This window comes from Amycolatopsis viridis (assembly GCF_011758765.1).
Lineage (GTDB): Bacteria > Actinomycetota > Actinomycetes > Mycobacteriales > Pseudonocardiaceae > Amycolatopsis_E > Amycolatopsis_E viridis.
Genome location: NZ_JAANOU010000001.1, coordinates 4,090,113 through 4,116,850, shown reverse-complemented (window position 1 = coordinate 4,116,850; position 26,738 = coordinate 4,090,113). Strand labels below are relative to the sequence as shown.

Sequence of the window (26,738 nt, the reverse complement as noted above, 5' to 3'; positions counted from 1 at the left end):
GGCGGTCATACCCAGGTCTGATGCCGGGTGCGCGCAGTGTCGGCTGCGGTCCGATTCGCCGCGGCGGCCGCGCTGGGAGGTTCTTCCCATGACTCGAGAAACCCGTTGGATCGGCGGCACGACGATGATCGCCGCGCCGCTGCTGCTGCTCGCCGGCCTCCTGCTGCGCGTGCCGTTCCCCTTCTTCTTCCCGCACCAGCTCGCCGCGGCCGTCGACCACCCCGGGCTGCTGACCGCGGCCTACACCTTGGTGTCCGCCGGCACCGTCCTGTTGTGCCCGGCGGTGCTCGCGGTCGCCGGGCAGGTCCGCCGGACGCGGCCGGGATGGGCCGTGGGCGGCGCGGTCCTGGTCGTCGCCGGCTTGTTCGAGCGGACCTTCCACGCCGGGTTCGACCAGGCCGCCCTCGCCCTCGCCCGGCACCGCGGAGCCGGGTTCGCCACCGGGTTCGTCGCCGACGCCTACGGCGACCTGCACCTGTTCAGCTTCCTGTCCTTCACCATCCTGCTCGGGTGGCCGGTGCTCGCCTTCGGTGCCTGGCGCGCCGGCGTGCTGCACCCCGTGCGGGCGCTGGGGCTGGCGGCGACCTCGGCGCTGCCGCTCGGGGTGCTGAAGGGGACGACCGTCCTGTCGATCGTGGCCGTCACCGGGTTGTGCGTGGCACTGGTGCCCTCCGGGGTGCGGCTGCTGCGGTCGGCGCCGCGACCGGACCTCCGGCTCGTGCTGGCGGCCGTGCCCGCGGTGGGGCTGCTCGGCTATGTGAGCACGCTCGGCTGACCGGTTTCCCGGGCGAGCGGCGTGGGCACCCCGTCCGGCATGGCCAAGGTTCTCGTGCTCGATGTGGACGGCACGCTGGTGGACACGAACTACCACCACGCGCTCGCCTGGTTCCGCGCGTTCCGCAGCTACGGCGTCACCGTGCCGGTGTGGCGGATCCACCGCGCCATCGGGATGGGCGGCGACCAGCTCGTGCCCGAGGTCGCCGGCCAGGAGGTCGAGGACTCCAGCGGCGACGACATCCGCGCCAAGTGGAAGGAACTGGCCGACGGCATGCTGCCCGAGGTGTGCGCCCTCGACGGCGCGCACGAGCTGCTGCGGGCGGCCCGCGACGCCGGGTACCGGGTGGTGCTGGCCAGCTCCGGCAAACCCGACCACGTCGACCACTACCTCGACCTCATCGACGGCCGCGAGCTGGCGGGGGACTGGACCAGCTCGAAGGACGTCGAGGCCACCAAGCCGGAACCGGACCTGCTGGAGGTCGCGCTGAAGAAGGTGCGCGGCGAACAGGCGGTGGTCATCGGCGACTCGGTGTGGGACTGCGTCGCCGCGGGCCGCATCGGGCTGCCCTCGGTCGGGCTGCTGACCGGCGGGTTCGGCGCCGCCGAGCTGACGGACAACGGCGCCACCCGCACCTTCGCCGACCTGCACGAACTCCGCGCGAACCTGGACGAGCTGCCGTTCGGCGAGACCTAAGCGCGGTGACCGGGGGTTACCGGCGCAGGTGGGCGGGCACCTGGTCGACCGGCACCCGGGTCTGCTCGCCGGAGGCCATGTCCCGCACCGTGACCTCGCCGGCCTCCTGCTCGGCCGGGCCGTAGATCAGCACCGTGCGGGCGTGCTGGTCGTTCGCCCACTTCAGCTGGCGCGCCAGCTTGCCGGAGGTGCCCAGGTAGACGCCGGTGCGCAGGCCCTCGGCCCGCAACCGTCCCGCCAGCCGCAGCACCTCGTCCTCCGCACCGAGCACCGTCAGCGCCACGTCCAGCCCACCGGCCTGTTCGGCGCCGGCCGCTTGACCCGCCAGGATGCGCTCCAGGCCGATCGACCCGCCGCACGCCGGCATGTCCGGTCCGCCCAGCTTCGCCACCAGCCCGTCGTAGCGGCCGCCGGAGGAGATCGAACCCGGGTAGCCGGCCGCGGTGACCTCGAAGATCGGGCCGGTGTAGTAGTCCAGGCCGCGCACCATCCGCGGGGTGAACACGACCCGCCCGGACGGCAGCCCGGCGGTCAGCTCCACCAGCCTGTCCACCTCGGCGAGGCCGGCACGGCCGCGCTCGGTGGTGTCCAGCTGCTTGCGGATGCGGTCGGTGTCGGTGGCCACCACGTCGCCGACCAGGCTCTCCGCCGTCGCCGCGGGCACGCCGCGGTCCGCCAGCTCGGCGATCACCGCGTCCGGGGTGGCCTTGTCCAGCTTGTCCAGGCTGCCCAGCACCTTCGCGCCCGAGTCCTCGGGAATGCCGTACGCCTCCAGCAGGCCGTGCAGGGCCTGCCGGCTGTTGACCAGGAACCGGAAGTCCCCGACACCCAGCTCGGTGAGCGCGTCGTTGATCGCCCACAGCGTCTCGGCGTCGGCCAGTGGCGACGCGGAGCCGACCGTGTCCAGGTCGCACTGCACGAACTCGCGGAACCGGCCCTGCGCGGGCCGGTCGGCGCGCCACACCGGGCCGATCGCGTACCGCTTGTACGGCGAGGGAAGCTTGCTGCCGTAGGTGCCCATCACCCGCGCGAGCGGCACGGTGTGGTCGTAGCGCAGCGCCAGGTCGGCCTCGCCGGTGGCCTCGTGCACCCCGCGCTTGAGGATCTTGAAGATCAGGGCCGACGCGTCCTCACCGAGCTTGCCGGCGAACACCTCGAGGCGTTCGAACGCCGGGGTCTCCAGGGGGTCGAAGCCGTAGCGCTCGAAGACGGCGCTGACGGTGTCGAACGCGGCCTTCCGGCGGCGCACGTCGTCGGCCAGGAAGTCGCGGGTCCCGGAAGGTGGCTCGGCGGCCTTCGCCATGAAACGGTCCTTTGCGCTCGGGTACCCCGCCATTGTCCCGCCCGCGCCGCCGACGGTGAGCGGGACCCCTGGACAGCCGGAGGCCCCGGCCCGCCGAGAGGGACCGGGACCTCCTGCTGCACCCAGCGGCACCCCTGCGCGACACCGGATTGCGACTCCCGCGGCGCTGTCTACCCCGGGCGTCGCGCGGGTAAACCACCGATGCGGGAAAAAGATCACCGGCGCGGCCGGCGCGGTCACGGCAGCGCGGGCAGCACCTTGTCCAGCGTGATCGGCAGGTCGCGGATGCGCGCGCCGGTCGCGTGGAACACCGCGTTGGCCACCGCGGCCGCTGTGCCGACGATCCCGATCTCGCCGATTCCCTTGACGCCCAGGGCGTTGACGTGCGGGTCCTCCTCGTCCAGCCAGTGCGCCTGCACGTCCGGCGCGTCCGCGTTCACCGCGATGTGGTACTCGGCGAGGTCGTGGTTCACCACGTGCCCGAACCGCGGGTCCAGCACGCTGTCCTCGTGCAGCGCCATCGACAGGCCCATCGTCATCCCGCCGAGGAACTGCGACCGGGCGGTCCGCGGGTTGACGATCCGCCCGGCGGCGAACACACCGAGCAGCCGCGGCACCCGGATCTCGCCGGTGTCGGCGTGCACCCGCGCCTCGGCGAACTGCGCGCCGAACGCGTACATCGCGTACTTCTCGCGCGCCGGGTTGTCGCCCGTCGTCGCGTCGGCCTCGTCACCGTCGTCCGGGTCGCGGCCGAACTTGTCCCGGAACGCGCGCGCCGCCTCCACGATCGCCGAACCCCAGGTCGCCGTGCCCATCGAGCCGCCGGCCACCGCCGCCACCGGGTACGCGGTGTCGCCCAGTGCCACGTCGACCTCCTCGACCGGCACGTCCAGGGCGTCCGCGGCGATCTGCGGCAGCACCGTCCACGCCCCGGTGCCCAGGTCCGCCGCGCCGATCTCCACGGCGTACCGGCCGCCGGAGAAGCGCACCAGTGCGGTCGTCCCGGCCCGTGACGACGACGGGTACACCGACGCCGCCACCCCGGTGCCGGTCAGCCAGCCGTCCTCCCGCCGCACCCCGGGGCGCGGATCGCGCCCGTCCCAGCCGAACCGCCGCGCGCCCTCCCGCAGGCACTCGACGAGGTGACGGCTGGAGAACGGCCGCCCGGACTCCGGGTCCACCCCGGGCTCGTTGCGCACACGCAGCTCGATCGGGTCGAGGCCCAGCTCGTACGCCAGTTCGTCCATCGCGACCTCCGGCCCGAACATGCCCGGGCACTCGCCGGGGGCGCGCATCCACGACGGCACCGGCACGTCCAGCGCGGCCAGCCGGTGCGTGGTGCGGCGGTTCGGCGCGGCGTACATCATGCGGGCCGGTACTGCCGTCTGCTCGGCGAACTCCTTGATCCGCGACGTCTGCTCCACCACGTCCAGTGCGAGCGCGGTCAGGCTGCCGTCGCGGGTCGCGCCCAGCCGCATCCGCTGGATCGTCGGTGTCCGGTACCCGGCGAGGGCGAACATCTGCTGCCGGGTGAGCGCGAGCTTCACCGGACGGCCCGGGTGCGCCCGCGCGGCCATCGCGGCCAGCACGACGTTGACGTGCGGCAGGCCCTTCGACCCGAACCCGCCGCCCACGTACGGGCACACCACCCGCACCCGCTCCGCGGGCAGGCCGAACACCTTCGCGATGGTCTTGCGGGACGGGTGCACGCCCTGCGTGGAGTCCCACAACGTCAGGGAGTCGTTGTCCCACAACGCGGTCGTCGCGTGCGGTTCCAGGGGGTTGTTGTGGTACATCGCGGTGCGGTAGGTCCGCTCGACCGCAACCTCCGCGGATGCCATCGCGGCGTCGACGTCCCCGGTCCCGGTGTCGGTGGGGAACGCCGGGTTCACCTTCTCCGGTGCGTACAGGTCGTCGCGATCGGCGGAGAGCTCGGTGTCGTGCGCGGACTCGGCGTAGGTCGCGAACACCAGTTCCGCGCCGTGCCGGGCGATTTCCGAGGTCCGGGCGATCACCAGGCCGACCACCTGTCCGCGGAAGGCCACCTCGCGGTCCTGCAGCACCGCCAGCTCGCGGTCCTCGGTGGAGGCCAGCCGTTCGGCCGTGCGGAAGGTGATGACGTCCAGCACGCCGTCGAGCACCTCGGCGTCGGCGGTGTGGATCGCGGTGATCCGGCCGCGGGCCACGGTGGCCTGCACGGGGTGGCAGAACAGCGGTGCGCCGACCGGTGTCTCGTAGGCGTAGGTGGCGGCGCCGGTGACCTTGCGCGTGCCGTCGCGCCGCACCAGTGGTTTCCCGATCGCGGTCACGACAGCTCCCGCAGCACGGACACCAGGGTGCGGGTCAGCAGGGGGACCTTGAACTCGTTGCCCGGCAACGGCCGTGCCTGCGCCAGCTCCGCCCCGGCGGCGGCGCGGAACGTCGCGTCGGTCGCGGGTGCGCCGCGCAGCACGTCCTCGGCCTGCCACGCGCGCCACGGCTTGTGCGCGACCCCGCCGAACGCGATCCGCGCGTCGCGGACGGTCCCGTTCGCGACGTCGAGCAGCGCGGCAACCGACACCAGCGCGAACGCGTAGGACGCCCGGTCGCGGACCTTGCGGTACCGCTGCCGCCCGGCGGGCGGTTCGGGCAGGTCGATCGCGGTGATCAGCTCGCCGTGCTCCAGCACGGTGTCCCGCTGCGGGGTGTCACCGGGCAGCCGGTGCAGCTCGGTGAACGGGATCGTGCGCTCGCCCTGCGGCCCGAGCACCCGCACCGAGGCGTCCAGCGCGGCCAGCGCGACCGCCAGGTCGGACGGGTGCGTCGCCACGCAGTGCTCGGACGCGCCGAGGATCGCGTGGTAGCGGGTGTAGCCGCCGATCGCCGAGCACCCGGAGCCGGGTGTCCGCTTGTTGCACGGTGTCGTGACGTCCTGGAAGTACACGCACCGCGTGCGCTGCAACGGGTTCCCGCCGGTGGTCGCCATGTTCCGCAACGGCCCGGACGCACCGGCCAGCAGCGCCTCGGCCAGCGCCGGGTACCGCGACCGCACGCGCGGATCGGCCGCCAGGTCGCTGTTGGGCACGCCCGCACCGATCGACAGCCCGCCGTCACGCTCGGTGATCTCGGTGGACGTCAGGTTCGTGACGTCGACCAGGCGAGCCGGGCGGGCGATGCCGAGCTTGAGGTGGTCCAGCAGGTTCGTGCCACCGGCCAGGAACGCGGCGGACGGGTCGGCGGCGACGGTGCGGACGGCAGTCGCCACGTCGGCGGGTGCGTCGTAGCTGAACGGCTTCACCCGGCCGCCTCCTCGATCGCGTCGACGATGCCGGCGTAGGCGGCGCAGCGGCACAGGTTGCCGCTCATCCGCTCGGCGATCTCCGCCCGGGTCAGCGCGGGGTGCGCGGTCAGATCCGGGCTCACCTGGCTCGGCCAGCCCCGGCCCGCCTCGTCCAGCATGCCCACGGCGGAGCAGATCTGGCCGGGCGTGCAGTACCCGCACTGGAACCCGTCGTGCTCGAGGAACGCGCGCTGCACGGGGTGCAGCTCACCGTCCGGGGCGAGCCCGGCGGCGGTGGTCACCTCGGACCCGTTCCGCGCGACGGCGAGGGTCAGGCAGGACAGCACCCGGCGGCCGTCGGCCAGCACCGTGCAGGCACCGCACTGGCCGTGGTCGCAGCCCTTCTTCGCGCTGGTGACGCCGAGCCGTTCGCGGAGCGCGTCCAGCAGCGTGGTGCGGCAGTCGACCGTCAGGCGGTGGGCGGTGCCGTCGACCCGCAAGGTGATCTCCGCGTCCATGACCCGGGGCGTACCCGGCGCCTGGGGCGTGAAACCGCCGCCGCCGTGGGAAACTTCTGCGATGCGGCAGATCGGGAACGACGCCAACCTCGCCGGCAAGATCGTCGACGAGCTCCGGACCGCCATCGTGAACGGGGAGCTCGTCGCGGGACGGCTGTATTCGGTGCACGACCTCGCCGAGCGCCTCGGCGTGTCGCGGACGCCGGTGCGCGAAGCGCTGATCCAGCTGGCCGAGCGCGGCATGGTGCGCTTCGAGCGCAACCGCGGCGTGCGGATCCTCCAGACGTCCCTGCACGACCTGGAGGAGGTCTTCGCGATCCGGCTGCTGCTGGAGGTGCCGGCGACCTACCGCGCGGTCACGCAGCGCACGCCGGCGTGGGTGAAGGAGCTGGGCGCCGAGCTCAAGGCGATGCGGGCGGCGGCGCAGGTGCACGACGAGGCGAGGTTCATGGTCGCCGACCGGCGCTTCCACGAGCTGATCAACTCCGCCTCCGGCAACGTCCGGCTGGCGCGGTACGTCGACTCGCTGCGCGACATGGTGCTGTTGCGCGGCACCTCGACCGTGGACACCTCACGCAGCCTGGCCGACATCCTCGCCGAGCACGAGGCGATCTTCGCGCTCATCGAGTCCGGCAAGGCCGGGGAAGCGGCCGAGTGCATGCGTGCGCACCTGCTCAACACGGCCCGCCTGCTGATCGGGCAGGAGGCCGCGGCGAGCGGTGACCCGGTGCCGCCGGTCTCGATGGAGTGGACCGGGTACCCCGCCATTGACTGAGTAGCATGCTACATGCCACTGTGTGCCCCGGCTGGTTCGTTCGAGGCGCAAGGAGGCACCGATGACGGCACCGAGCAAGGTCCACCTGCTCCGGACCGGGACGATGGAATGCGACCAGACCTGGCTGCTGCTCAAGCCGGGCACGACGATCACCGACCGGACGAACACCCGCAAGGAAGCGGTGTGGACGACCTGCCCGACCCACGCGGTGCTCATCGAGCACCCGGACGGGCGCATCCTGTGGGACACCGGCGTGCCGCGCGACTGGGAGACCCGCTGGGCGCCGACCGGCCTGCAGGAGTACTTCCCGGTCCAGGAGGGCACCACCTACCTGGAGGACTCGCTGGCGGCACTGGAGCTGACACCGGACGACATCGACGTGCTGGTGCTGTCCCACCTGCACTTCGACCACGCCGCGAACGCCAAGCTCTTCGCCGGCGGCAAGACCCGCATCGTCGTCAACTCCGAGGAGCACGAGGGCGCACTCGGCATCGACGGCCCGTTCAAGGGCGCCCACCTCAAGGCCGACTACGAGGGCATCGACTACGAACTCGTCTCCGGTGACGCCGAGATCGCGCCGGGCGTCAGCGTCATCGCGACACCGGGCCACACCTGGGGGACGATGTCCCTGCGGGTGGACCTGCCGGAGACCGGCACCAAGATCTTCACCTCCGACGCCGTCTACCTCGGCGAGAGCTGGGGCCCGCCGGCCATCGGCGCCGCGATCGTGTGGGACAGCGTGCGCTGGCTGGAGTCGGTGGAAAAGCTGCGCCGCATCGCCGAGGAGACCAACGCCGAGGTGATCTTCGGGCACGACCCCGGACAGGCCGCTGCCCTCCCGTTCGCACCCGACGGGTACTTCGCCTGAAAGGGAACTGCCATGACCGAATACCTCACCGAGACCGTGTTCACCTGGGGTGCCACCCCGCTGAAGTTCGGCGCGGGCGCCGTCGACGAGATCGGCTGGGACCTGGCCCAGATGGGCGCCGAGCGGGTCCTCATCGTCACCGACCCGGGCGTCGCCGCGACCGGGGTGCCGGAACGGGTGGCCGCCGCCGCGAAGGCCGGCGGGCTGACCGTGGAAACCTACGACCAGGTGCACGTCGAACCGACGGACGTGAGCATCCAGGCCGCGGTCGACTTCGCCAGTCAGTCCGAATGGGACGGTTTCATCGCCGTCGGTGGCGGCTCGTCGATCGACACCGCCAAGGCCATCAACCTGATGACCACCTACCCCGCGGACCTCTACGCCTACGTCAACAAGCCGATCGGCCAGGGCAAGGCGCCGGCCGGGCCGCTCAAGCCGCTGGTCGCGGTGCCCACCACGGCCGGCACCGGCTCGGAGACCACGCCGGTGTGCATCATGGACTTCCTCGACCTGAAGGTGAAGTCCGGCATCAGCCATCCCCGGCTGCGGCCGTCGATGGCGGTGGTCGACCCGCTGCTGACGCTGAGCATGCCGCCGGAGGTGACCGCGGCGAGCGGAATGGACGTGCTGTGCCACGCGCTGGAGTCCTACACGGCCAAGCCGTTCGACTCCTTCCCGCGGCACCGCGCGGAGACCCGGGTCGCCTACTGCGGGGCCAACCCGATCTCCGACGCCTGGACCGAACAGGCGCTGACGCTGCTGGCGCGGTCGTTCCGCAAGGCGGTGCTCAACGGGGGCGACCTCGCCGCGCGCACGGACATGATGCTGGCCGCGACGTTCGCCGGGATGGGGTTCGGCAACGCCGGCGTGCACATCCCGCACGCCTGCGCGTACCCGATCGCCGGCCGCGTGAAGGAGTACCGGCCGAAGAACTACCCGCAGGACGAGGCCATGGTCCCGCACGGCGAGTCGGTGTCGCTGACCGCGCCCGCCGCCTTCCGGTTCACCTTCCCGACCAACCCGGACAAGCACCTGCGGGCGGCGCAGATCCTCGGCCCGGGCGCGCCGGAGCAGCGCGACCCGGTGGACCAGCTGCCGTTCGTGCTCTCCTCGCTGATGCGCGACATCGGCATCCCCAACGGGATCGGCGGGGTGGGCTACGACGAGGGCGACATCCCCGGCCTGGTCGAGGGCACGCTCAAGCAGGAGCGGCTGCTGACCATCTCGCCCCGCCCGGTGCGCGACGAGGACCTCGCGGCGATCTTCGCCCAGTCGATCGAGAACTGGTGACACGATGCCCATCTACGACTACTCGTGCGAGTGCGGGAACCGGTTCGAGGCGCTCGTGCCCTCGTCCGCCAGCCCGGCTCCGTCCTGCCCGTGCGGCTCGGTGCCGCACCGGCTGCCGCCCGCCGTGCGGCTGGGCGGGGTCGCCTCCGCCGGGCCCAGCCGGGACGACGCGCCGAAGAGCTGGCGCGCCACCGGCAACGGCGACCGGGAGACGGTACGGCACTGGCACCGGCAGATGACCCAGCGGGAGAAGCTGGAACAGAAGTACCCGGAGCTGGCCGGCGACCGCCGCCCGGTGCTCGCCCACGAAGGCCGGTTCGCCGCCGCGCCGCTGCGGGCCGGCGATCCGCTGCCGGGGGGTCCCGCTTCATGACCGCGGTGGCAGAGGAGCGGGTGGGCCAGTTCCTGGCGGAGCTGGCCGCCGCGCTCGACGGTGAGGTGGAATCCGGCACCACGGCGCGCGCCGTCTACAGCATGGACGCGTCGAACTACCGGCACGTGCCGGTGGCCGTGGTGTTCCCGTCCACTGTGGAGGACCTGGTGGCGACCGTCCGGCTGTGCCGGGAGTTCGGCGTCCCCGTCACCGCGCGCGGTGCGGGCACCGGCATCGGCGGGCAGGCGCTCGGCGAGGGCGTGGTGATCGACTACAGCCGGCACCTGAACCGGGTGCTGGAGATCGACCCGGAGGCGCGGACCGCGCGCGTGCAACCCGGTGTGGTGCTGGACGCGTTGCGGGCGGCGGCCGCGCCGCACGGCCTGACCTTCGGGCCGGACCCGTCCACCCACAGCCGGTGCACGATCGGGGGCATGGTCGGCAACGACGCGTGCGGCTCGCATTCGGTGGCGTGGGGCCGGACCGCGGACAACGTCGTCGCGCTGGACGTGCTCACCGCGGACGGGACCCGGCTCGCGGTCGGGCCGTCGCTGCCCGACGATCCGCGCGTCGCCGCGTCGAAGCAGCTCGCGCTGGACAACCTGGCGCTGCTGCGCACGGCGTTCCCACCGTTGCCGCGACGGGTGTCCGGGTACGCGCTGGACCAGCTGCTGCCGGAGAACGGGACGAACCTGGTCCGCGCGCTGGTCGGTACCGAGGGCACCTGCGTGCTGCTGACCGAGATCACCGTGCGGCTCGTGCCCGCGCCCGCGGCACGCGCGCTGGTCGTCGCCGGCTACGCCGACGACATCGCGGCCGCCGACGCCGTCCCGTCGGTGCTGCCGCTGGGGCCGCTGACGGTCGAGGGTATGGGCCGTGACCTGATCGACTCACTGCTGGTGCGGCGCCCGCACCCGGCGGTCGACCTGCTGCCGGAGGGGCGCGGCTGGTTGTTCGTCGAGGTCGGCGGAGCGGACCCGGAACAGGCGGCGGAACGGGCGGCCGAGGTCGCCGCCGTGCTGGCGCGCGACACCGGCGCGGCGACCGTGGTGGAGACCCGGCCGGCCGACCAGCGGCTGCTGTGGTCGGTGCGGGAGGCCGCCGCCGGGATCGTGACCCGGATGCCGGACGGATCCGAGGCGTGGCCGGGGTGGGAGGACTCCGCGGTGCCGCCCGAGAACCTGGGCGCCTACCTGCGCGACTTCCGTGCCCTGCTGACGAAGTACGGGCTGCGCGGCGTCCCCTATGGACACTTCGGCGAGGGCTGTGTGCACGTGCGCATCGACTTCGCCCTCACCACCGGCGAGGGGCGGCGGCAGTTCCGGGCGTTCCTGGAGGACGCGGCGGACCTGGTGGTGGCGCACGGCGGCTCGTTGTCCGGTGAGCACGGCGACGGCCAGGCACGCGCGGAACTGCTGTCGCGGATGTACCCGCCGGAGATCCTCGCGCTGTTCGAGCGGTTCAAGGGGATCTGGGACCCGGACGACCTGCTCAACCCCGGGAACCTGGTGCGGCCCCGCCGCCTGGACGCGGACCTGCGGTTCGACGGGCCGGTCCGGTCGCTGCCGATCACGCTGAAGTACCCGCACGACGGCGGCAGCCTCGCGACGGCGACCCGGCGGTGCGTCGGCGTCGGGGCCTGCGTGGACACCTCGTCCGGCGTGATGTGCCCGAGCTACATGGTCACCGGCCGCGAGGAGCACTCGACGCGCGGCCGTTCGCACCTGCTGTTCGAGATGATGCGCGGCGAGACGGTCACCGACGGGTGGCGGTCCACCGAGGTGCTCGAGGCGCTCGACCTGTGCCTGGCGTGCAAGGGGTGCCTGTCCGACTGCCCGGTCAACGTGGACATGGCCTCGTACAAGGCCGAGTTCCTGCACCAGCACTACGCCGGGCGGCTGCGCCCGGCCAGCCACTACACCCTCGGGTTCCTGCCGCTGCTGGCGCGGCTGGCGTCCGGCACGCCGCGGCTGGTGAACCGGGTGCTCGGCGGGCGGCTGGCCGGGGTGGTGAAGAAGGCCGGCGGGATCACCCCGGAGCGGTCGCTGCCGCGGTTCGCGCCGCGGACGTTCCGGCGCGGGTTCGCCGCCCGCGACCGGGGCCGGCCGAAGGTGGTGTTGTGGCCGGACACGTTCACCAACTTCCTGTCGCCCGAGGTGGGCCACGACGCGGTGCGGGTGCTGGAGCACGCCGGGTTCGACGTGGTACTGCCGTCGTCGTCGGTGTGCTGCGGGCTGACCTGGATCTCCACCGGCCAGCTGGGTGTGGCGCGGCGGGTACTGCGGCGCACGCTGCGGGTGCTGCGGCCGCACCTGGAGGCGGGCACGCCGGTCGTGGGGCTGGAGCCCAGCTGTCTGGCGGTGTTCCGGCACGACGCGCGCGAGCTGTTCGACGAGGCGGAGCTGCACGGGCTGCCGGGCCAGGCGTTCACGCTGGCCGAGTTCCTGGAGCGCTACGCGCCGGACGTGTCGTTCCCGGAGGTGGAGGCGTCGGCGATCACGCAGCAGCACTGCCACCAGCACGCCGTGATGGGCAACGCGGCGGACGAACGGCTGTTGCGGAAGGTCGGCGTGACCAACCGGACGCTGGACTCCGGCTGTTGCGGGCTGGCCGGGAACTTCGGGGTCGAGAAGGGGCACTACGAGGTGTCGGTCGCGGCGGCGAACCGGGTGCTGGTGCCCGAGGTGACGGCCGCGTCACCGGACACCCTGGTGCTCGCGGACGGGTTCAGCTGCCGCACCCAGATCGACGACCTCACCGGACGGCAGGCGCTGCACCTGGCGCAGGTGCTCGCCCGCGGCCTGCCCGGCGGGTCCCGGACCTGAGGAGGCGCGGCGCCTGCGGTGACCTCGCGAGGACCTATCCTCTCGTGATCATGTTTGACGCTGCGGACATCGAGCCGGCACTCCGGGACACCGGTGAATCCCTCCGGCAGTACTGGGAGGCAACCGAGCACGACACGCTGGAGGAACTGGACGAGGAGCACGAGGACGAGATCCGGGACGCCTACGCGGCGATCCAGGCCTCCGTCCCGGACGACTCCACGTGCGCCATCGGGCTGACGGTCCTGGCGCTGGGCAAGCTGCGGGCACACCTCAACGGCGAGAGCGGGGGCGTCGAAGATCCCTTCGACGCCCCCTGGCATCCGCCAGCCGGTCTGGACGCGGACGACGAGCTCGGCCGGGAGCTCGCCGCGGAGGTGGTGCGGGCCGCGCGGCGCACACTCGAACTCCAGCCCGCCGACAACCTCGCGGCGTTCTCGCTCGCCTGCGCGCTGCACTGGCTGGGCGACGATGCCGCGGCCGCGGCAGCCTACGGCGTGGCGCTGCGCCTCGACCCGCAGGACGACGTCGCCAGGGCGCGCGTCGAGGCGCCGGAAGCCGTCACGCCTTCCGGGCCGTCGCCGACGGCTTCGTCCTACCCGTATGGATTTCACCTGCTGGAGATGACCCACGTGGTCGGCCACAGCGGGAGCCGCAGGGGCCGGGTCTGGTTACTGAACGACGCCGCTGCGGTCCGGGCCGCGGCTGACGACCACCTCGATGCGTGGCTGGCGAACCGGGCGCAGAGCCTGAGCGAGGATTTCGGGGTGTGGACCCATCTTCCCGATGCCCCCGGTGCGGGATCGGAATTGGCCCCGGTACTCCAGGAGGGAGCTGGCGGCCGTCAGACCATCGACTGGTCGAAGGCCACGCTGCCCAGTCTGGGAGCAGATCGGCTGCCGCCGGGCCGGCCGATCCGCTGGCACGGCCAGCTGCATTTCTTCGGTTGCACCGAGCTGGACGACTAGCCGGGCGAGTCCCCCGTTCAGGGCCGTGAACGTGGGACTCGCGGCCCTCATCGATGCTCGACCGGGCAGACGGCGGGCTCGCGTGCCGGTGCGGGGGTGATCGTGCGGCGCCCCGGCCAGTGGATGAGACGCCAGGAGATCACGGCCCCGGCCAGGTAGGCGGCGCCGACGAGCAGGAGCGCGACCGTCGCGCCGCTGTCCCAGCCGGGCGTGAGGCCGAGGACGGCGCCCACCGAGGCGATGCCCAGGAGCGCGCCGATCTGCCGGTTGGCGTTGAGGACGGAGCCGGCCGTGTTCGCGTGCCCGGGTCCCGCGGCGTTGACCAGCGCCGCCGTCATGGCGGGGGAGATGAGGCCGCTGGCGATGCTGGTCACCGCGAGGGCGACGGCCGGCAGCCAGTACGGCGCGGCCGGCAACAGCGCGACCAGGGCCAGGGTGGCGATCCCCGCGGCCAGGAACGCGACGGCCAGCAGCGGGCCGGTCGGGACGCGCGCGGACAGCCGGGCGAAGGCGATGTTGCTGGGCGGGATGAAGACCGTGAGCGGCAGGAGCTGCAGTCCGGCCTGCAGCGGGCTCGCGCCGCGCGCGTGCTGCAGGTACAGGCCGATCAGGAACAGCGAGCCGTAGAAGGCGGCGTTGAACAGGAACCCGGCGGCGTTCGCGCCGCTGAACCGGGCGTCCCGGAACAGCGTCCACGGCATCACCGGGTGGCCGGTCCGCCGCTCACGGGCGATGAGCAGGACGGCGGCCAGCACGGCCGCGCCGGCGGCGGCGATCACCGGGGGCGCCGTCCAGCCGAGCTGTGGTCCTTCGATGAGTGCGAAGCTGAGCCCGGTCAGCGCGACGATCACCGCGCCGTGGCCGGAGATCGCGAGCGGCCGGCCGTCCCCGTCGGCGGCCGGGATGTGCCGCCGGGTGAGGAGCACGCCCGCGATGCCGACCGGCACGTTGATCAGGAAGATGCTCGGCCAGCCGAACGCGCCGACCAGCAGCCCGCCGACGGTCGGGCCTATCGCCACCGACGAGGACACGATCGCCGACCACAGGCCCAGCACCCTGGTGCGTTCCCGGGGGTCGGGGAAGGACCGCACCAGCAGGGCCAGCGAACTGGGCATGAACAGCGCCGCTCCGGCCCCCTGGAGGAGCCGCGCCGCGATCAGCACCCCGATGTCCGGGGCGAGCGCGCAGGCCAGCGACGCGGCACCGAACAGGACCATGCCCCACAGGTAGACGCGCCGCGCGCCCACCCGGTTCGCCAGGCCGCCGGCGAGCATCAGCAGCGCGGCGAAGGTGAGCACGTAGCCGTCGACGGCCCAGGTGAGCTGGGCGAGCGAGGCGTGCAGGCGGTCCTGGACGGTGGCTCCGGCGACCTGCATCACCGTGGTGTCCAGGCTCGCCATGACGAACCCGGCGGCCAGCGCCGTGATCTTCCCGGCAGCCGGCGGAGTCTTGGGCATGGGGATCCACCCCTCGTGTTGTCCGGAAGCTAACTGGACTCCATGCGTCCGGATCCGGACGCTAGTACAATCGGACTTAACTTGTCCACTTAATCCGGACGCGATCGGTCCGGTTGGTAGACTGCCGGCATGACGGCAGCAGTGGACCGCCTGCTCGACGACGGCTCGGGCCGCCGGCCGCGGGCGGATGCCCGGCGCAACGTGGAACGGCTCGTCGCCGCGGCGCGCGAGGCCGCGGCCGAGGGTGGCGAGGTCACCGCGCACGAGATCGCGCGGCGCGCGGGTGTCGGCATCGGCACGTTCTACCGCCGGGTCAACTCGCTGGAGGTGCTGCTCGAAGCGGTGCTCAACGAGGTGCTGGGGGAGATCATCGCCAAGGGTGACGAGGCGATGGCCGATCCGGACCCGTGGGCCGGGTTCACCTCGTTCGCCTTCGCCTACATCCGGCTGCGCAACGAGCTGTGCGACGTCAACAAGCGCCTGGGCAACATCCTGGACCACTCCCGGGCCGAGCTGCGCGACCGCATCCGGAACCTGGTCGGGCGCGCCCGGTCGGCCGGGGTGATGCGGCCCGAGGTCACCTGGGAGGACGTCGCGTTCCTGATGGTGGCGGCCTCCTCCACCGGGCCGCACACGCTGGGCATCCAGGCGGGTGAGCGGCAGTGGGAGCGCAACCTGCAGGTCGTGCTGGACGGGCTGCGCGTCCCCGGTCCCCTCCCCGGTGAGCCGCCGGTGGTGGACACTGGACGGCGGCGTTAGTGAGCGTTAACGTAGGGGCGTGGTGACTGTGCGGGAGCTGGGCCTGCCCCAGCGCGAGGCGTCGCGGGACGACCTGCCGGGCCGGGTGACGATCTGGGAGGTCGGGCCGCGCGACGGGCTGCAGAACGAGCAGGCGATCGTCGGGCTGGACACCAAGCTGGAGTTCCTCGGCCGGCTGGCCGACGCCGGGCTGCGCACGCTGGAGGCCACCAGCTTCGTGCACCCGAAATGGGTGCCGCAGCTCGCCGACGCCGACGACCTGCTGGCCGGGCTCGACCGGCGCGAGGGCGTCCGGTACCCGGTGCTGGTGCCCAACGAGCGCGGGCTGGACCGGGCGCTCGCGCTCGGCGTGGAGACGATCGCCATCTTCGGCAGCGCCACCGAGACCTTCGCGCGCAAGAACCTGAACCGCTCGTTCGACGAGCAGTTCGCGATGTTCGAACCGGTGGTGCGCCGCGCCCGGCACGAGGGCCTCCAGGTGCGGGCGTACCTGTCGATGTGCTTCGGCGACCCGTGGGAAGGTGCGGTGCCGGTCGAGCAGGTGGTGGCCGCGGGCCGGCGGCTGCTCGACATGGGCTGCTTCCAGCTGTCCCTGGGCGACACGATCGGCGTGGCGACGCCCGGTCACGTGGAAGCGGTGCTCGCGGCCTTCGGCGACGTGCACGCGCTGGCCGTGCACTTCCACGACACCTACGGCCAGGCGCTGTCCAACACCCTGGCCGCGCTGCGGTCCGGAGTGACCACAGTGGACTCCTCCGCGGGCGGCCTCGGCGGCTGCCCGTACGCGAAGGCGGCGACCGGCAACCTGGCGACCGAGGACCTGGTGTGGATGCTCGACGGCCTGGGCATCGAGCACGGCGTGGACCTGGACGCGCTGGTGCGCACGAGCGCCTGGATGGCCGAGCGGCTGGGCCGTCCCAGTCCGTCCCGCGTGGTCAAGGCGCTGACCGGCGGTTAGGCCAGGTTTCCCGCGCCCACCGGGGCGGGGTCGATGGGGAGCTTTCCCGCCGCGCGGTCGGCTCGCAGCTGGGTTTTCAGCACCTTCCCGCTCGGGTTGCGGGGCAGCGCGGTGACCACCGCGACGTGCCGTGGCTGCTTGTAGCGCGCCAGCCGGTCGGCGCACCACTCGCCGAGCTCGGCGGCGGTCGGCGCGTCGCCGGCCGCGCGGGGCGCGATCACCGCCAGCGGCGTCTCGCCCCACCGCTCGTCCGGCATGCCGATCAACGCCACCTCGCCGATCTTCGGGTGCGCCGCCAGGACGTTCTCCACCTCGGCGCAGTAGATGTTCTCCCCGCCGGAGATGATCATGTCCTTCTTGCGGTCCACCACGTAGTAGTAGCCGTCCTCGTCCTGCCGCACCAGATCGCCGGAGTGGAACCAGCCGCCGCGGAACGCCTCCGCCGTTTCGGCCGGTTTGTTCCAGTACTCCTTCATCACCATCGGGCTGCGGTAGACGATCTCGCCGACCTCGCCGCGCGGCACGTCGCGCAGGTCGTCGTCGACCACCCGCACCTCGACGTTGAGCATCGGCTTGCCCACCGACCCGATCTTGCGGATCGAGTCCTCGCCGCGCAGCAGCGTGGTCACCGGGCTGCACTCGGTCTGCCCGAACGCCGTCGTCACCTCTGCCTGCGGGAACGTGTCGATCATCGTGCGCAACAGGGTCGTCGACGCGGGGGCGGCGCCCCACGAGATCTTCGCCAGCGCCGACAGGTCCCGCGACGCGAGCTCCGGCACCGACACGATGGCCTGCCACTGCGCCGGCACCAGGAACACCGAGGTCACCCGCTCGCGTTCCATCAGGTCCACTACGGCCACCGGATCGAACCGGCCGCTGGGCAGCAGCACGGTCCGGCCGCCGAGCAGCAGGTTCGGCAGCATCCCGGACAGCCCGGCGATGTGGAACAACGGCGCCGCGGCCAGCCAGACCTTGTCGTCGGGGCCGGTACCCAGCGTCGCCATGTTGCTGAACGCGTGCATCAGCAGGTTGTGGTGCGTCAGCACCGCGCCCTTCGGCCGTCCCGTGGTGCCCGAGGTGTACATGATGAACGCCGGGTCCTGCTCGTCCACCGTGATCTCGGCGAACTCCGCCGGTGCCGTGGCGAGTGCCTCCTCGTAGTCCGCCATGCCGTCCACGGCGCCGCCGAACACCAGGCACGGCCCGGGCTCGTCGATCCGTTCCCGCGCCTTCGCCAGCGCGGGGGCGAGCGGGGCGTGCACCACGCTCGCACGCGCCCCGCTGTCGGCGAGGACGTAGGCGATCTCCTCGGCTGCGAGCCGGAAGTTCACCGGCACGCAAATCGCGCCGAGCCGCGTGGACGCGAAGTAGGTTTCCAGCACTTCCAGGGCGTTCAGCCCGAGCACGGCCACTCGGTCGCCGTACCCGGCGCCGCGCTCGCGCAACGCGTTCGCCAGCCGGTTCACCCGCGCGTCGAACTGCCGGTAGGTGCGGGTCGTGCCCTCGAACGAGAACGCGGGCTGGTCGCCGTGCGTGCGCGCGTGGCGGGCGAGCTGATCGCCCATCGTCATCCCCCGGCCCAGCAGGCGGGGCACTTCGGCGGCTCCGGGCATCGGCATCACGCGTTTCTACCGCGCGGCGCCGGAAACGGTCAACACTGACCGTCTGCGAAGAGCAGGTGGCGGGCCAGCGACTTCCACAGGGCGACGTGCGGATCGCGCGCCGGCCACCGCTTCTTCTCGAAGGCGTAGGGCAGTGCCGCACCACGCATGCTGGTGAACAGCAGCTCCCGCAGCTCCGGATAACGCGGGTGGGCGCACACGGCCGGTCCCCAGATCCGGTCGCCGACACGGCGGATCGCGTCGCGTAGGGCGCGTTCCTGCGGGCGCAGGGCCTCGGCCAGCGCGGGGTTGGTGCGCGCCGCGGTCCACAGCTCGACGGCCGCCCAGAACGCCGGTTCGTGGAAGGTCATCCACAGCAGCTCGATGCACCGCTCGACCCGGCGCGGCCCCTCCGGCTCACCGGCGAGCTGTTCGGCCAGGCGCTCCTCGGTCTGCCGCAACCGCCTCGCCGCCAGGTGCTGCGAAGCCGCGACCAGCAGCTCGTCCCGGGACGGGAAGTGGTGCAGCAGGCGGCCCCGGGACACCCCGGCCTTCGCCTGGATCGCCAGCGTGGAGGCGCCCGCGTAGCCCAGCTCGACCAGGCACGCGACCGCCGCGTCCAGGATCAGGGTGCGGGTGCCGGCCGCGCGGTCTCGCCGGGTCCGGGTTTCGGTCACCACGGGCATCACCCTAACCCGGTAACAGTCGGTGTTGACTGTTCCGCCGAATGCTTGCACTCTCGCAGGGGAGCCGAGGCGTTCGAGGAGGAGCCGCATGTACCCGGGTACCCACGCCGACGCCGACCCCGGACGGCCCGCCGTGATCATGGCGGGCTCGGGCGAGCAGCTGACCTACGGCGAGCTCGACGAGCGGTCCACGCGCCTCGCCGACGCCCTGACCGGCGCCGGGGTGGGCCGCGGCGACACCGTCGCGCTGCTCAGCGACAACTCGGTCCGCGCCTACGAGGTCTACTGGGCCGCGATGCGCTCCGGCCGCTACATCGCCGCGGTGAACAGCCACCTGGCCCCGGCCGAAGCCGCCTACATCGTCAGCGATTCCGGGGCCCGCGCGCTCGTGGTCTCCGCCGCGCTCGGCCCGCTGGCCCGCGCGGTCGCCGAACTGCTCCCGGACGTGCCGGTCAAGCTGGTCTACGGCGGCGAGGCCGACGGGTACGCCGGTTACGACGCCTTCCTCGCGTCCGGTTCCCCGTGCCGTCGGGCGGACCAGCCGTGCGGTGCGGACCTGCTGTACTCCTCCGGCACCACGGGCCGGCCGAAGGGCATCCAGGTCGACCTGCCCGGCCGGCAGGTGGACGAGCCGGGTGACGCGCTCACCCCGGTCCTGCGGGCCCGGTGCGGCTTCGGGCCGGACACGGTCTACCTGTCCCCGGCGCCGGTCTACCACGCCGCGCCGCTGCGGTTCGGCGCGGCCGTGCACCGGCTCGGCGGGACGGTGGTGATGATGCAGCGCTTCGACGCCGAGGCCGCGCTGCGGGCCATCGAGACCCACGGCGTCACGCACAGCCAGTGGGTGCCGACGATGTTCGTGCGCATGCTCAAGCTGCCGGACGAAGTGCGGTCCCGCTACGACCTGTCCAGCCACCGGGTCGCCGTGCACGCCGCGGCGCCCTGCCCGGTCGAGGCCAAGCGCGCGATGATCGACTGGTGGGGGCCGGTCCTCGTCGAGTACTACGCCTCCACCGAGGGCGCCGGGATGACGTTCATCGACAGCGAGCAGTGGCTCACCCGGCCCGGATCAGTCGGCCGCGCGGTGGTCGGCGTCACCCGCATCTGCGACGACGAGGGCACGGTGCTGCCGCCCGGCGAGATCGGGACCGTCTACTTCGAACGCGACGAGGTCCCGTTCACCTACCGCGGTGACGAGGCCGGGACGCGCGCGGCGCAGCACCCCGAGCACGAAACCTGGACCACCACCGGCGACGTCGGCTACCTCGACGACGACGGCTACCTCTACCTCACCGGCCGCGCGGCCTTCACGATCATCTCCGGCGGGGTGAACATCTACCCGCAGGAGATCGAGGACGCGCTCGCCCTGCACCCCGCCGTGTTCGACGTCGGCGTGATCGGGCTGCCGGACGAGGAGATGGGGGAGGCGGTCAAGGCCGTCGTCCAGCCCGCGCCCGGCGCCACCCCCGGACCGGAGCTGGAAGCCGAGCTGCTGACCTACCTGCGGGAGCGGATCGCGCACTACAAGGTGCCGCGCAGCGTGGATTTCACCGCCGAACTGCCCCGCACCCCGACCGGCAAGCTGGTGAAGCGCCGCCTCAAGGAGCGCTACCTGGTGGAGGAGAAGGAGGAGCCGTGCGAGATGCGGTGATCGTGGAGGCGCTGCGCACCCCGGTGGGCAAGCGCGACGGCGGCCTGTCCGGGGTGCACCCGGTGGACCTGTCCGCGCACGTGCTGCGCGGCCTCGCCGAGCGGACCGGCCTGGACCCGGGCCGGATCGACGACGTGGTGTGGGGGTGCGTGGGCCAGGCCGGTGAGCAGACCGGCGACATCGCCCGCAACGCCGTGCTGGCCGCGGGCTGGCCGGAGAGCGTGACCGGCGTGACCGTGGACCGGCAGTGCGGCTCGTCCCAGCAGAGCGTGCACTTCGCCGCCGCCGGCCTGATCGCCGGGCACTACGACGTGGTGGTGGCCGGCGGGGTCGAGTCGATGAGCCGGGTGCCGATGGGCTTCTCCGCGCAGGGCGCGAACCCGCTCGGCGACCAGGTGCTGGCCCGTTACGGCGGGGTGCGGCCCAACCAGGGCACCGGCGCCGAGATGATCGTCGAACGGTGGGGGTTCAGCCGGACCCAGGTCGACGAGTTCTCCCTGGCCTCGCACGAAAAAGCGGCCGCCGCGCAGGATTCCGGTGCGTTCGACGAGCAGCTGCTCCCGCTCGGCGCGGTGACCGCTGACGAGGGTGTGCGCCGCGGCGGCTCGCTGGAGAAGCTCGCGAAGCTCAAGCCCGCCTTCGCGGAGGACGGCGTGATCACCGCGGGCAACAGCTCGCAGATCAGCGACGGTGCGGCCGCGCTGCTGATGACCACCAGCGAGAAGGCGGCCGAGCTGGGCCTGCGGCCCCTCGCCCGCGTGCACACCGCCGTGCTCGCGGGTGACGATCCGGTGATCATGCTGACCGCACCCATCCCGGCGACGCGCAAGGCTCTGCAGCGCAGTGGCCTGTCCCTGGGCGACATCGGGGTGTTCGAGGTGAACGAGGCGTTCGCGCCGGTGCCGATGGCGTGGCTGGCGGAGACCGGCGCCGACCCCAAGACCCTCAACCCGCACGGCGGGGCGATCGCGCTCGGCCACCCGCTCGGCGCGAGCGGCGCGCGCCTGATGACCACGCTGGTGCACCACATGCGTGCCACCGGTGCCCGCTACGGGCTGCAGACGATGTGCGAGGGCGGCGGGCAGGCCAACGCGACCATCCTGGAGCTGATCGCGTGACCGGGTTCCGCGAGAAGGTCCGCGCGTGGCTGGCCGCCAACGTCCCCGGGGACGAGGAGCTGGCGACCGCCAAGCGGTTCCAGGCCGCGCTGCACGACGCCGGGCTGGCCGGCATCACCTGGCCCAAGGAGTACGGCGGGCAGGGGCTCACCGCCGCCGAGCAGCAGATCTTCGACCAGGAGGCGGCCAACTACGACCTGCCGACCTCGGTGTTCCGCATCGGCATGGGCATGTGCGGGCCGACGATCCTCGACCTGGGCACGGCCGCGCAGAAGGCGCGCCACATCCCGCCGCTGCTGCGCGGCGAGGAGATCTGGTGCCAGCTGTTCTCCGAGCCCGGTGCCGGGTCCGACGTCGCGAGCCTGCAGACCCGCGCGGTCCGGGACGGGGACTCGTGGGTGGTCAACGGGCAGAAGGTGTGGACGACGGTCGCGCACCTGGCCGATTTCGGTGCGCTGCTCGCCCGCACCGACCCGGACGTGCCCAAACACCAGGGACTGACCATGTTCCTCATCGACATGCACGCGCCCGGCGTGACCGTGCGGCCGCTGACGGACATGACCGGGAGGGCGCCGTTCAACGAGGTGTACTTCGCCGACCTGCGACTGCCGGCCGACGCGGTCCTCGGGCAGGTCGGCGGGGGCTGGGCGGCCGCGGTGACCATGCTCGGCCACGAACGCGTGTCCATCGGCGGGTTCGTCCGCAAGCGGCACGACCCGCTGGCGCACGCGAACCTCGCCGAGTCCGCGCGCCGGTACGGCCGCGACCGCGATCCGGTGGTGCGGGTGGAACTGGCGAAGCTGTACGCGGCCGAGCGGGCGCTGACGTTGTTCAACGCGCGGTTGCGGCAGGAGGCCGAGGCCGGTTCCCCGCCGGGCGCCCGCGGCTCGGTGGCCAAGCTCGCCGGCGCCCAGCTGCAGCAGCAGGCCGTCGCGGTCGCCGGGCTGATCGCCGGACCGCACGCGACCGCCTGGGACCCGGACGACGCGGCCGGGGACGAGCTGGCACTGGCGATCAACCAGACCCCGTCGTCGAGCATCGCCGGTGGCACCGACCAGATCCAGCGCACGATCATCGGCGACCGGATCCTCGGGCTGCCGCGCGAACCCGTCGCCGACCGCGACGTGCCCTTCCGCGAGCTGCGGGTGGGCACGCAGCGACCCGCCTGAGAGGAGAAGCCGTGCAGCTGGTGCTCGACGACGAACAGCGGCAACTGCGGTCCGCGGTGCGCGAACTGCTGGCCGACCACAGCGACGTCCGGTCCGTTGTGGACGGTGGCGCCCGGTACGATCGCGGGTTGTGGCGGCGGATGGCCGACCTGGGCCTGACCGGGCTCGTGGTTCCGGAGGAGCTCGGCGGTGCGGGCGCGGGGCACGCCGACCGGTGCGTGGTGCTCGAGGAACTGGGCCGCGCACTGGCGGCGGTACCGTTCCTCGCCTCCGCGGTGCTGGCGGCCGACGTCCTGACCGCGCTGGGCGACACCGAGGTCCTGCCCGCGCTGGCGGCCGGGGAGAAGATCGGTGCGGTGGCGCTGTCCGGGGTGACCGCGACCGAGCGCGACGGCGGCTGGGTGCTCGACGGGTGCGCGCCGTTCGTCCTCTCCGGTGACGTGGCCGAGGTTTTCGTGGTGCACACGCCCGCCGGGTGGTTCGTCACCGCCGAGGGCCGCCGGAGGGCGCTGACCACCCTGGACCCGACGCGCGGCCAGGCGAAGCTGGAGTTCTCCGCGACGCCCGCCCGCCGGCTCGAGCACGCCGACCCGGGCGCGGTGCTGGAGCGGGTGCGCGACCTGGCGGCGGTGGCGCTGGCCGCGGAACAGGCCGGCGGGATCGCGCAGGTGCTGGACACCATCGTCGGTTACGCCAAGGTGCGGGTGCAGTTCGGCCGCGCCATCGGCTCCTACCAGGCGGTCAAACACGCCTGCGCGGAGTTGTACAGCACGAGCGAACGGGCCGGGTCGCTGCTGCGGTACGCGGCGTGGGCCGCCGACCACGACCCGGACGCGCTGCCGCTCGCCGCGGCGACCGCGCAGGCGTTCACCGGCCCCGCGTACTTCCAGGCGGCGGCCACCGGGCTCCAGCTGCACGGCGGCATCGGCTACACCTGGGAGCACGACGCGCACCTGTACTACAAGCGGGCCAAGAGCAGCGAGCTGCTGTTCGGTACTCCCGGGGAGCAGTGGGCGCGCCTCGCCGACCGGCTGGATCGGGTGCCGTGACGGCCCGGCCGGTGCTGCCCGACCGTGCCGTCGCCGGGCTGCCACCCGCGCTCCGGCTCGTCCGGTACCCACGACGATGGGCGGTGCGGTGAGTTTCGACGAGATCACCTACGAGGTCGACGGCGGGATCGCCACGATCACCCTGAACCGGCCGGCGCGGCTGAACGCGTTCACGCTGGAGATGGCGCACGAGCTGATCGCCGCGTTCGACGTGGCGGACGCCGACGACGCGGTGCGCGTGGTCGTGGTGACCGGCGCCGGGCGCGGGTTCTGCGCGGGCGCGGACCTCGACCGCGGCGCCGGCACGTTCGACCGCGACGCGATCGGTGACGTGCGGGGTTTCGGCGAGATCGACGGTGTCCCGCGCGACGCCGGTGGCGCGGTGGCGTTGCGGATCGCGGCGAGCAAGAAGGTCGTGATCGGGGCCGTCAACGGACCCGCGGTCGGGATCGGGGTGACGATGACACTGCCGATGGACATCCGGATCGCCGGCGAGAACGCCCGGTTCGGGTTCGTGTTCGCCCGGCGCGGCATCGTGCTGGAGGCCGCGTCCTCGTGGTTCCTGCCCCGGATCGTCGGCATCTCGCAGGCCATGGAGTGGGTCGCGACCGGGCGGGTGTTCGACGCGGCCGAGGCGCGTGCCGGGGGACTGGTGTCCCGTGTGGTGCCACCGGACGAGTTGATCCCGGTGGCGCACGGGATCGCGCGGGAGATCGCGGACAACACCTCGGCGGTGTCGGTGGCCGTGTCGCGGCAACTGCTGTGGGGCATGCTCGGCTCGCCGACGCCGTGGGACGCCCACCGCGCCGACTCCCGCGCCCTGCTGGAGCTCGGCGCCGGCGAGGACGTGCGGGAAGGCGTCCTGGCGTTCCTGGAGAAGCGGTCACCGAGCTTCCCCGGCCGGGTCACCGCCGACTACCCGGGCCACGTGCCGCCGTTTCCCGGCGCACCGTGACCCGGCGGGATCAGAAGCTGAGGTAGCCGCCGTCGACGGTGATCGTGTCGGCGGTGTGGAACGCACTGGCCGGGCTCGCCAGGTACACCGCGAGCGCGCCGAAATCGTCCGGGCGGCCCCACCGGCCCACCGGCATCCGCGGCAGCACCCGGCGCTGGAACCCCTCGGAGTCCAGTGCCGGGGCGGCCAGCGGGGTGTGCACCCACCCGGGCAGGACCGCGTTGGCGCGGATGCCGTGCCGGGCCAGCTCGACCGCGATCGACTTGATCATCGCGGTCAGCCCCGCCTTGCTCGCGGCGTACGCCTGCCCGCGTGGCTGCCCCTGCACCGCGGCCACGCTGGACGTGCCGACCAGGCTTCCGCCCGTGCCCTGCGCGAGCATCACGCGGGCCGCGGCCCGCAACGTCAGGAACGCACCGTCCAGATCGACCCGGGTGACCCGGCGGAATTCGTCCAGCGACGTCTCGGTGAAGCGGCTGCCCGCCCCGGCGACGCCCGCGTTCACGAAGCAGGAATCCAGGCGCCCCAGCGTGCCCACCGTCCGTGCCATCGCGTGCTCGACGTCGTCCTCGTCGCCGACGTCGCACCGGACGGCGAGAACCTGCCTGCCGTGCCGGGCGAGATCGGCCGCGGTCTCCTCGTTGCGCGCGGTGCTGGTGCCCCAGATGGCGACGTCGGCTCCCGCGGCGGCGAGCGCGTCCGCCATCGCACGGCCGATCCCCGAGTTGCCGCCGGTGACCACCGGCGCGTGCCCGGTGAGGTCGAACGGGTTGGTCATCCTCGGATCGTGCCCCGGTCCGCGATCTCGCCGCAAGGTTCACCGTCGCGTTCGGACGGACTGCTCAGTGCCCCTTGGTGAGCCGGTCCAGCTGGCTCTGCAGCTCGTCCAGGCGGGCGTGCAGCAGCGCGACCTCGGCGGACAGCAGGGGCACCAGCTCCGGGTTGGCGGCCGCCCCGGCGGTGAACGCCACGGCCTGGTCGTCCCGGTGCACCGGCACGCCCGCGAGGCGGCTGAAGTGGTCCAGCGTCAGCGGCGGCCGGTTCCCGGCGCAGGTCGAGCACACCGGCAGCAGCTTGCGCCAGCCGACGACGCCCGTGCCGGTCGCCACGAACACCTGGGCGGGCCACCCGCATGCGCACAACCCTGCGTGCACGGACCGGACGGTTTGTTTCGAGTAGCGCACGCCCCGCTCGTACAGGAAGTACCGGCCGGCGGCGTCCACCTCCAGCAGCACGCTCTGCTGGTACTGCGGGTCGCACGCCAGCGCGCGGGCGTCGGCGAGGTCGTGGAAGCAGTAGAAGCCGCAGTCGCACAGGCGGGACGGGCTCTGGTGGCGGCTGCTCTGCGCGCACCGCGCCTCGGCCTGCACCCCGTAGGCGTGCGTGCGGCCGAGCGATACGCCCGTGAAACCGGCCTCCGTGCCGTCGGCCGACAGCATCGGGTAGGCGAGCTTGTACCCGCGCCACGGGACGTCGCGCCGTTCCTGGGGCGTGCGGCGCAACGACAGCCGGCCCGCCATGGCTCAGCGGTCGGCGGTGACGGGGGCGGGACGCTCCGGCTCGGGGGTTTCCACGGTGTCGCGGGGCTCCTCGACCGGCGCGACCTCTTCGGCCCTGGATTCTTCGACGACGACGCCCACGGCAAGTTTGCGGCCCAGTCTCATCGCCAGCCTCCTCGCGGATCACGG

Annotated in this window: 25 protein-coding genes; 15 read left to right on the top strand and 10 right to left on the bottom strand. The window is 73.0% G+C overall.

The features are described from left to right. The first annotated feature begins 88 nt into the window (after positions 1–88). Together FHX46_RS20255 and FHX46_RS20250 are read left to right on the top strand one after the other, a co-directional pair. Positions 89–775, top strand: coding sequence for a hypothetical protein (locus FHX46_RS20255; protein ID WP_167117396.1), 687 nt, complete (start codon positions 89–91; stop codon positions 773–775). A 39-nt stretch (positions 776–814) separates the two neighbouring features. Beyond that, on the top strand, positions 815–1,471 hold the full coding sequence (locus FHX46_RS20250) for an HAD family hydrolase (protein WP_167117394.1): 657 nt from the start codon (positions 815–817) through the stop codon (positions 1,469–1,471). A gap of 16 nt (positions 1,472–1,487) precedes the next feature. Here FHX46_RS20250 and hisS read toward each other — a convergent pair whose 3' ends face one another. From hisS to FHX46_RS20230, 4 genes are all read right to left on the bottom strand, one after another. Continuing rightward, the gene (hisS, locus tag FHX46_RS20245; RefSeq protein WP_167117392.1) at positions 1,488–2,774 is read right to left on the bottom strand and encodes a histidine--tRNA ligase; all 1,287 of its coding nucleotides are present in this window, start codon (positions 2,772–2,774) and stop codon (positions 1,488–1,490) included. Positions 2,775–3,010: 236 nt separating this feature from the next. After that, a complete protein-coding gene (locus tag FHX46_RS20240; RefSeq protein ID WP_167117390.1) occupies positions 3,011–5,083 on the bottom strand; it encodes a xanthine dehydrogenase family protein molybdopterin-binding subunit in 2,073 nt (690 codons plus the stop codon). Continuing rightward, positions 5,080–6,051, bottom strand: coding sequence for an FAD binding domain-containing protein (locus FHX46_RS20235; protein WP_167117388.1), 972 nt, complete (start codon positions 6,049–6,051; stop codon positions 5,080–5,082). The genes FHX46_RS20240 and FHX46_RS20235 overlap by 4 nt, the downstream gene beginning before the upstream one ends. Further along, positions 6,048–6,551 carry a 2Fe-2S iron-sulfur cluster-binding protein gene (locus tag FHX46_RS20230; RefSeq protein ID WP_167117386.1) on the bottom strand — a complete coding sequence of 168 codons (504 nt, stop codon included), beginning with the start codon at positions 6,549–6,551 and terminating at the stop codon, positions 6,048–6,050. The genes FHX46_RS20235 and FHX46_RS20230 overlap by 4 nt, the downstream gene beginning before the upstream one ends. Positions 6,552–6,612: 61 nt before the next feature. On the opposite strand from FHX46_RS20230, the gene FHX46_RS20225 reads away from it, so the two are divergent. The 6 genes from FHX46_RS20225 to FHX46_RS20200 all read left to right on the top strand — a co-directional run bounded on the left by FHX46_RS20225 (position 6,613) and on the right by FHX46_RS20200 (position 13,647). Beyond that, positions 6,613–7,326, top strand: coding sequence for a GntR family transcriptional regulator (locus tag FHX46_RS20225; protein WP_167117383.1), 714 nt, complete (start codon positions 6,613–6,615; stop codon positions 7,324–7,326). Between the two features lie 61 nt (positions 7,327–7,387). Further along, positions 7,388–8,194, top strand: coding sequence for an N-acyl homoserine lactonase family protein (locus tag FHX46_RS20220; RefSeq protein WP_167117381.1), 807 nt, complete (start codon positions 7,388–7,390; stop codon positions 8,192–8,194). Positions 8,195–8,206: 12 nt separating this feature from the next. After that, the gene (locus tag FHX46_RS20215; protein ID WP_167117379.1) at positions 8,207–9,484 is read left to right on the top strand and encodes a hydroxyacid-oxoacid transhydrogenase; all 1,278 of its coding nucleotides are present in this window, start codon (positions 8,207–8,209) and stop codon (positions 9,482–9,484) included. A gap of 4 nt (positions 9,485–9,488) precedes the next feature. Further along, on the top strand, positions 9,489–9,857 hold the full coding sequence (locus FHX46_RS20210) for an FmdB family zinc ribbon protein (RefSeq protein ID WP_167117377.1): 369 nt from the start codon (positions 9,489–9,491) through the stop codon (positions 9,855–9,857). Next, the gene (locus FHX46_RS20205; RefSeq protein WP_167117375.1) at positions 9,854–12,682 is read left to right on the top strand and encodes an FAD-binding and (Fe-S)-binding domain-containing protein; all 2,829 of its coding nucleotides are present in this window, start codon (positions 9,854–9,856) and stop codon (positions 12,680–12,682) included. The genes FHX46_RS20210 and FHX46_RS20205 overlap by 4 nt, the downstream gene beginning before the upstream one ends. Positions 12,683–12,732: 50 nt before the next feature. Continuing rightward, positions 12,733–13,647, top strand: a complete 915-nt coding sequence (locus FHX46_RS20200; protein WP_167117372.1) for a hypothetical protein — start codon at positions 12,733–12,735, stop codon at positions 13,645–13,647. Between the two features lie 47 nt (positions 13,648–13,694). On the opposite strand, the gene FHX46_RS20195 is transcribed toward FHX46_RS20200, so the two are convergent. Beyond that, positions 13,695–15,104: an MFS transporter gene (locus FHX46_RS20195; RefSeq protein WP_208400218.1), complete on the bottom strand. Its 1,410-nt coding sequence runs from the start codon at positions 15,102–15,104 to the stop codon at positions 13,695–13,697. 129 nt (positions 15,105–15,233) lie between these two features. Between FHX46_RS20195 and FHX46_RS20190 the strand changes: the two genes are divergently transcribed. Both FHX46_RS20190 and FHX46_RS20185 read left to right on the top strand, forming a co-directional pair. After that, the gene (locus tag FHX46_RS20190) at positions 15,234–15,863 is read left to right on the top strand and encodes a TetR/AcrR family transcriptional regulator (protein WP_167117369.1); all 630 of its coding nucleotides are present in this window, start codon (positions 15,234–15,236) and stop codon (positions 15,861–15,863) included. A 22-nt stretch (positions 15,864–15,885) separates the two neighbouring features. After that, a complete protein-coding gene (locus FHX46_RS20185; RefSeq protein WP_167121585.1) occupies positions 15,886–16,821 on the top strand; it encodes a hydroxymethylglutaryl-CoA lyase in 936 nt (311 codons plus the stop codon). On the opposite strand, the gene FHX46_RS20180 is transcribed toward FHX46_RS20185, so the two are convergent. Continuing rightward, on the bottom strand, positions 16,818–18,440 hold the full coding sequence (locus FHX46_RS20180) for a long-chain-fatty-acid--CoA ligase (RefSeq protein WP_167117365.1): 1,623 nt from the start codon (positions 18,438–18,440) through the stop codon (positions 16,818–16,820). The genes FHX46_RS20185 and FHX46_RS20180 overlap by 4 nt on opposite strands. A gap of 32 nt (positions 18,441–18,472) precedes the next feature. Next, positions 18,473–19,108 (bottom strand): TetR/AcrR family transcriptional regulator, encoded by a 636-nt coding sequence (locus tag FHX46_RS20175; RefSeq protein WP_167117362.1) that lies wholly within the window; start codon positions 19,106–19,108, stop codon positions 18,473–18,475. 88 nt (positions 19,109–19,196) lie between these two features. Here FHX46_RS20175 and FHX46_RS20170 point away from each other — a divergent pair, with 88 nt between their 5' ends. From FHX46_RS20170 to FHX46_RS20150, 5 genes are all read left to right on the top strand, one after another. Next, on the top strand, positions 19,197–20,759 hold the full coding sequence (locus FHX46_RS20170; protein ID WP_167117359.1) for an acyl-CoA synthetase: 1,563 nt from the start codon (positions 19,197–19,199) through the stop codon (positions 20,757–20,759). Next, the gene (locus FHX46_RS20165; RefSeq protein ID WP_167117356.1) at positions 20,744–21,877 is read left to right on the top strand and encodes a thiolase family protein; all 1,134 of its coding nucleotides are present in this window, start codon (positions 20,744–20,746) and stop codon (positions 21,875–21,877) included. Before FHX46_RS20170 ends, FHX46_RS20165 begins: the two co-directional genes overlap by 16 nt. Beyond that, positions 21,874–23,046 carry an acyl-CoA dehydrogenase family protein gene (locus FHX46_RS20160; RefSeq protein WP_167117353.1) on the top strand — a complete coding sequence of 391 codons (1,173 nt, stop codon included), beginning with the start codon at positions 21,874–21,876 and terminating at the stop codon, positions 23,044–23,046. The genes FHX46_RS20165 and FHX46_RS20160 overlap by 4 nt, the downstream gene beginning before the upstream one ends. A gap of 11 nt (positions 23,047–23,057) precedes the next feature. After that, positions 23,058–24,095, top strand: coding sequence for an acyl-CoA dehydrogenase family protein (locus tag FHX46_RS20155; RefSeq protein ID WP_167117350.1), 1,038 nt, complete (start codon positions 23,058–23,060; stop codon positions 24,093–24,095). 76 nt (positions 24,096–24,171) lie between these two features. After that, a complete protein-coding gene (locus FHX46_RS20150) occupies positions 24,172–25,050 on the top strand; it encodes an enoyl-CoA hydratase-related protein (protein WP_167117348.1) in 879 nt (292 codons plus the stop codon). A gap of 10 nt (positions 25,051–25,060) precedes the next feature. On the opposite strand, the gene FHX46_RS20145 is transcribed toward FHX46_RS20150, so the two are convergent. From FHX46_RS20145 to FHX46_RS20135, 3 genes are all read right to left on the bottom strand, one after another. Beyond that, positions 25,061–25,828 (bottom strand): SDR family NAD(P)-dependent oxidoreductase, encoded by a 768-nt coding sequence (locus tag FHX46_RS20145; RefSeq protein ID WP_167117346.1) that lies wholly within the window; start codon positions 25,826–25,828, stop codon positions 25,061–25,063. Positions 25,829–25,892: 64 nt separating this feature from the next. Beyond that, positions 25,893–26,570: a hypothetical protein gene (locus FHX46_RS20140; protein ID WP_167117344.1), complete on the bottom strand. Its 678-nt coding sequence runs from the start codon at positions 26,568–26,570 to the stop codon at positions 25,893–25,895. 3 nt (positions 26,571–26,573) lie between these two features. Further along, positions 26,574–26,714, bottom strand: a complete 141-nt coding sequence (locus FHX46_RS20135) for a hypothetical protein (protein ID WP_167095801.1) — start codon at positions 26,712–26,714, stop codon at positions 26,574–26,576. Between the last annotated feature and the right edge of the window lie 24 nt (positions 26,715–26,738).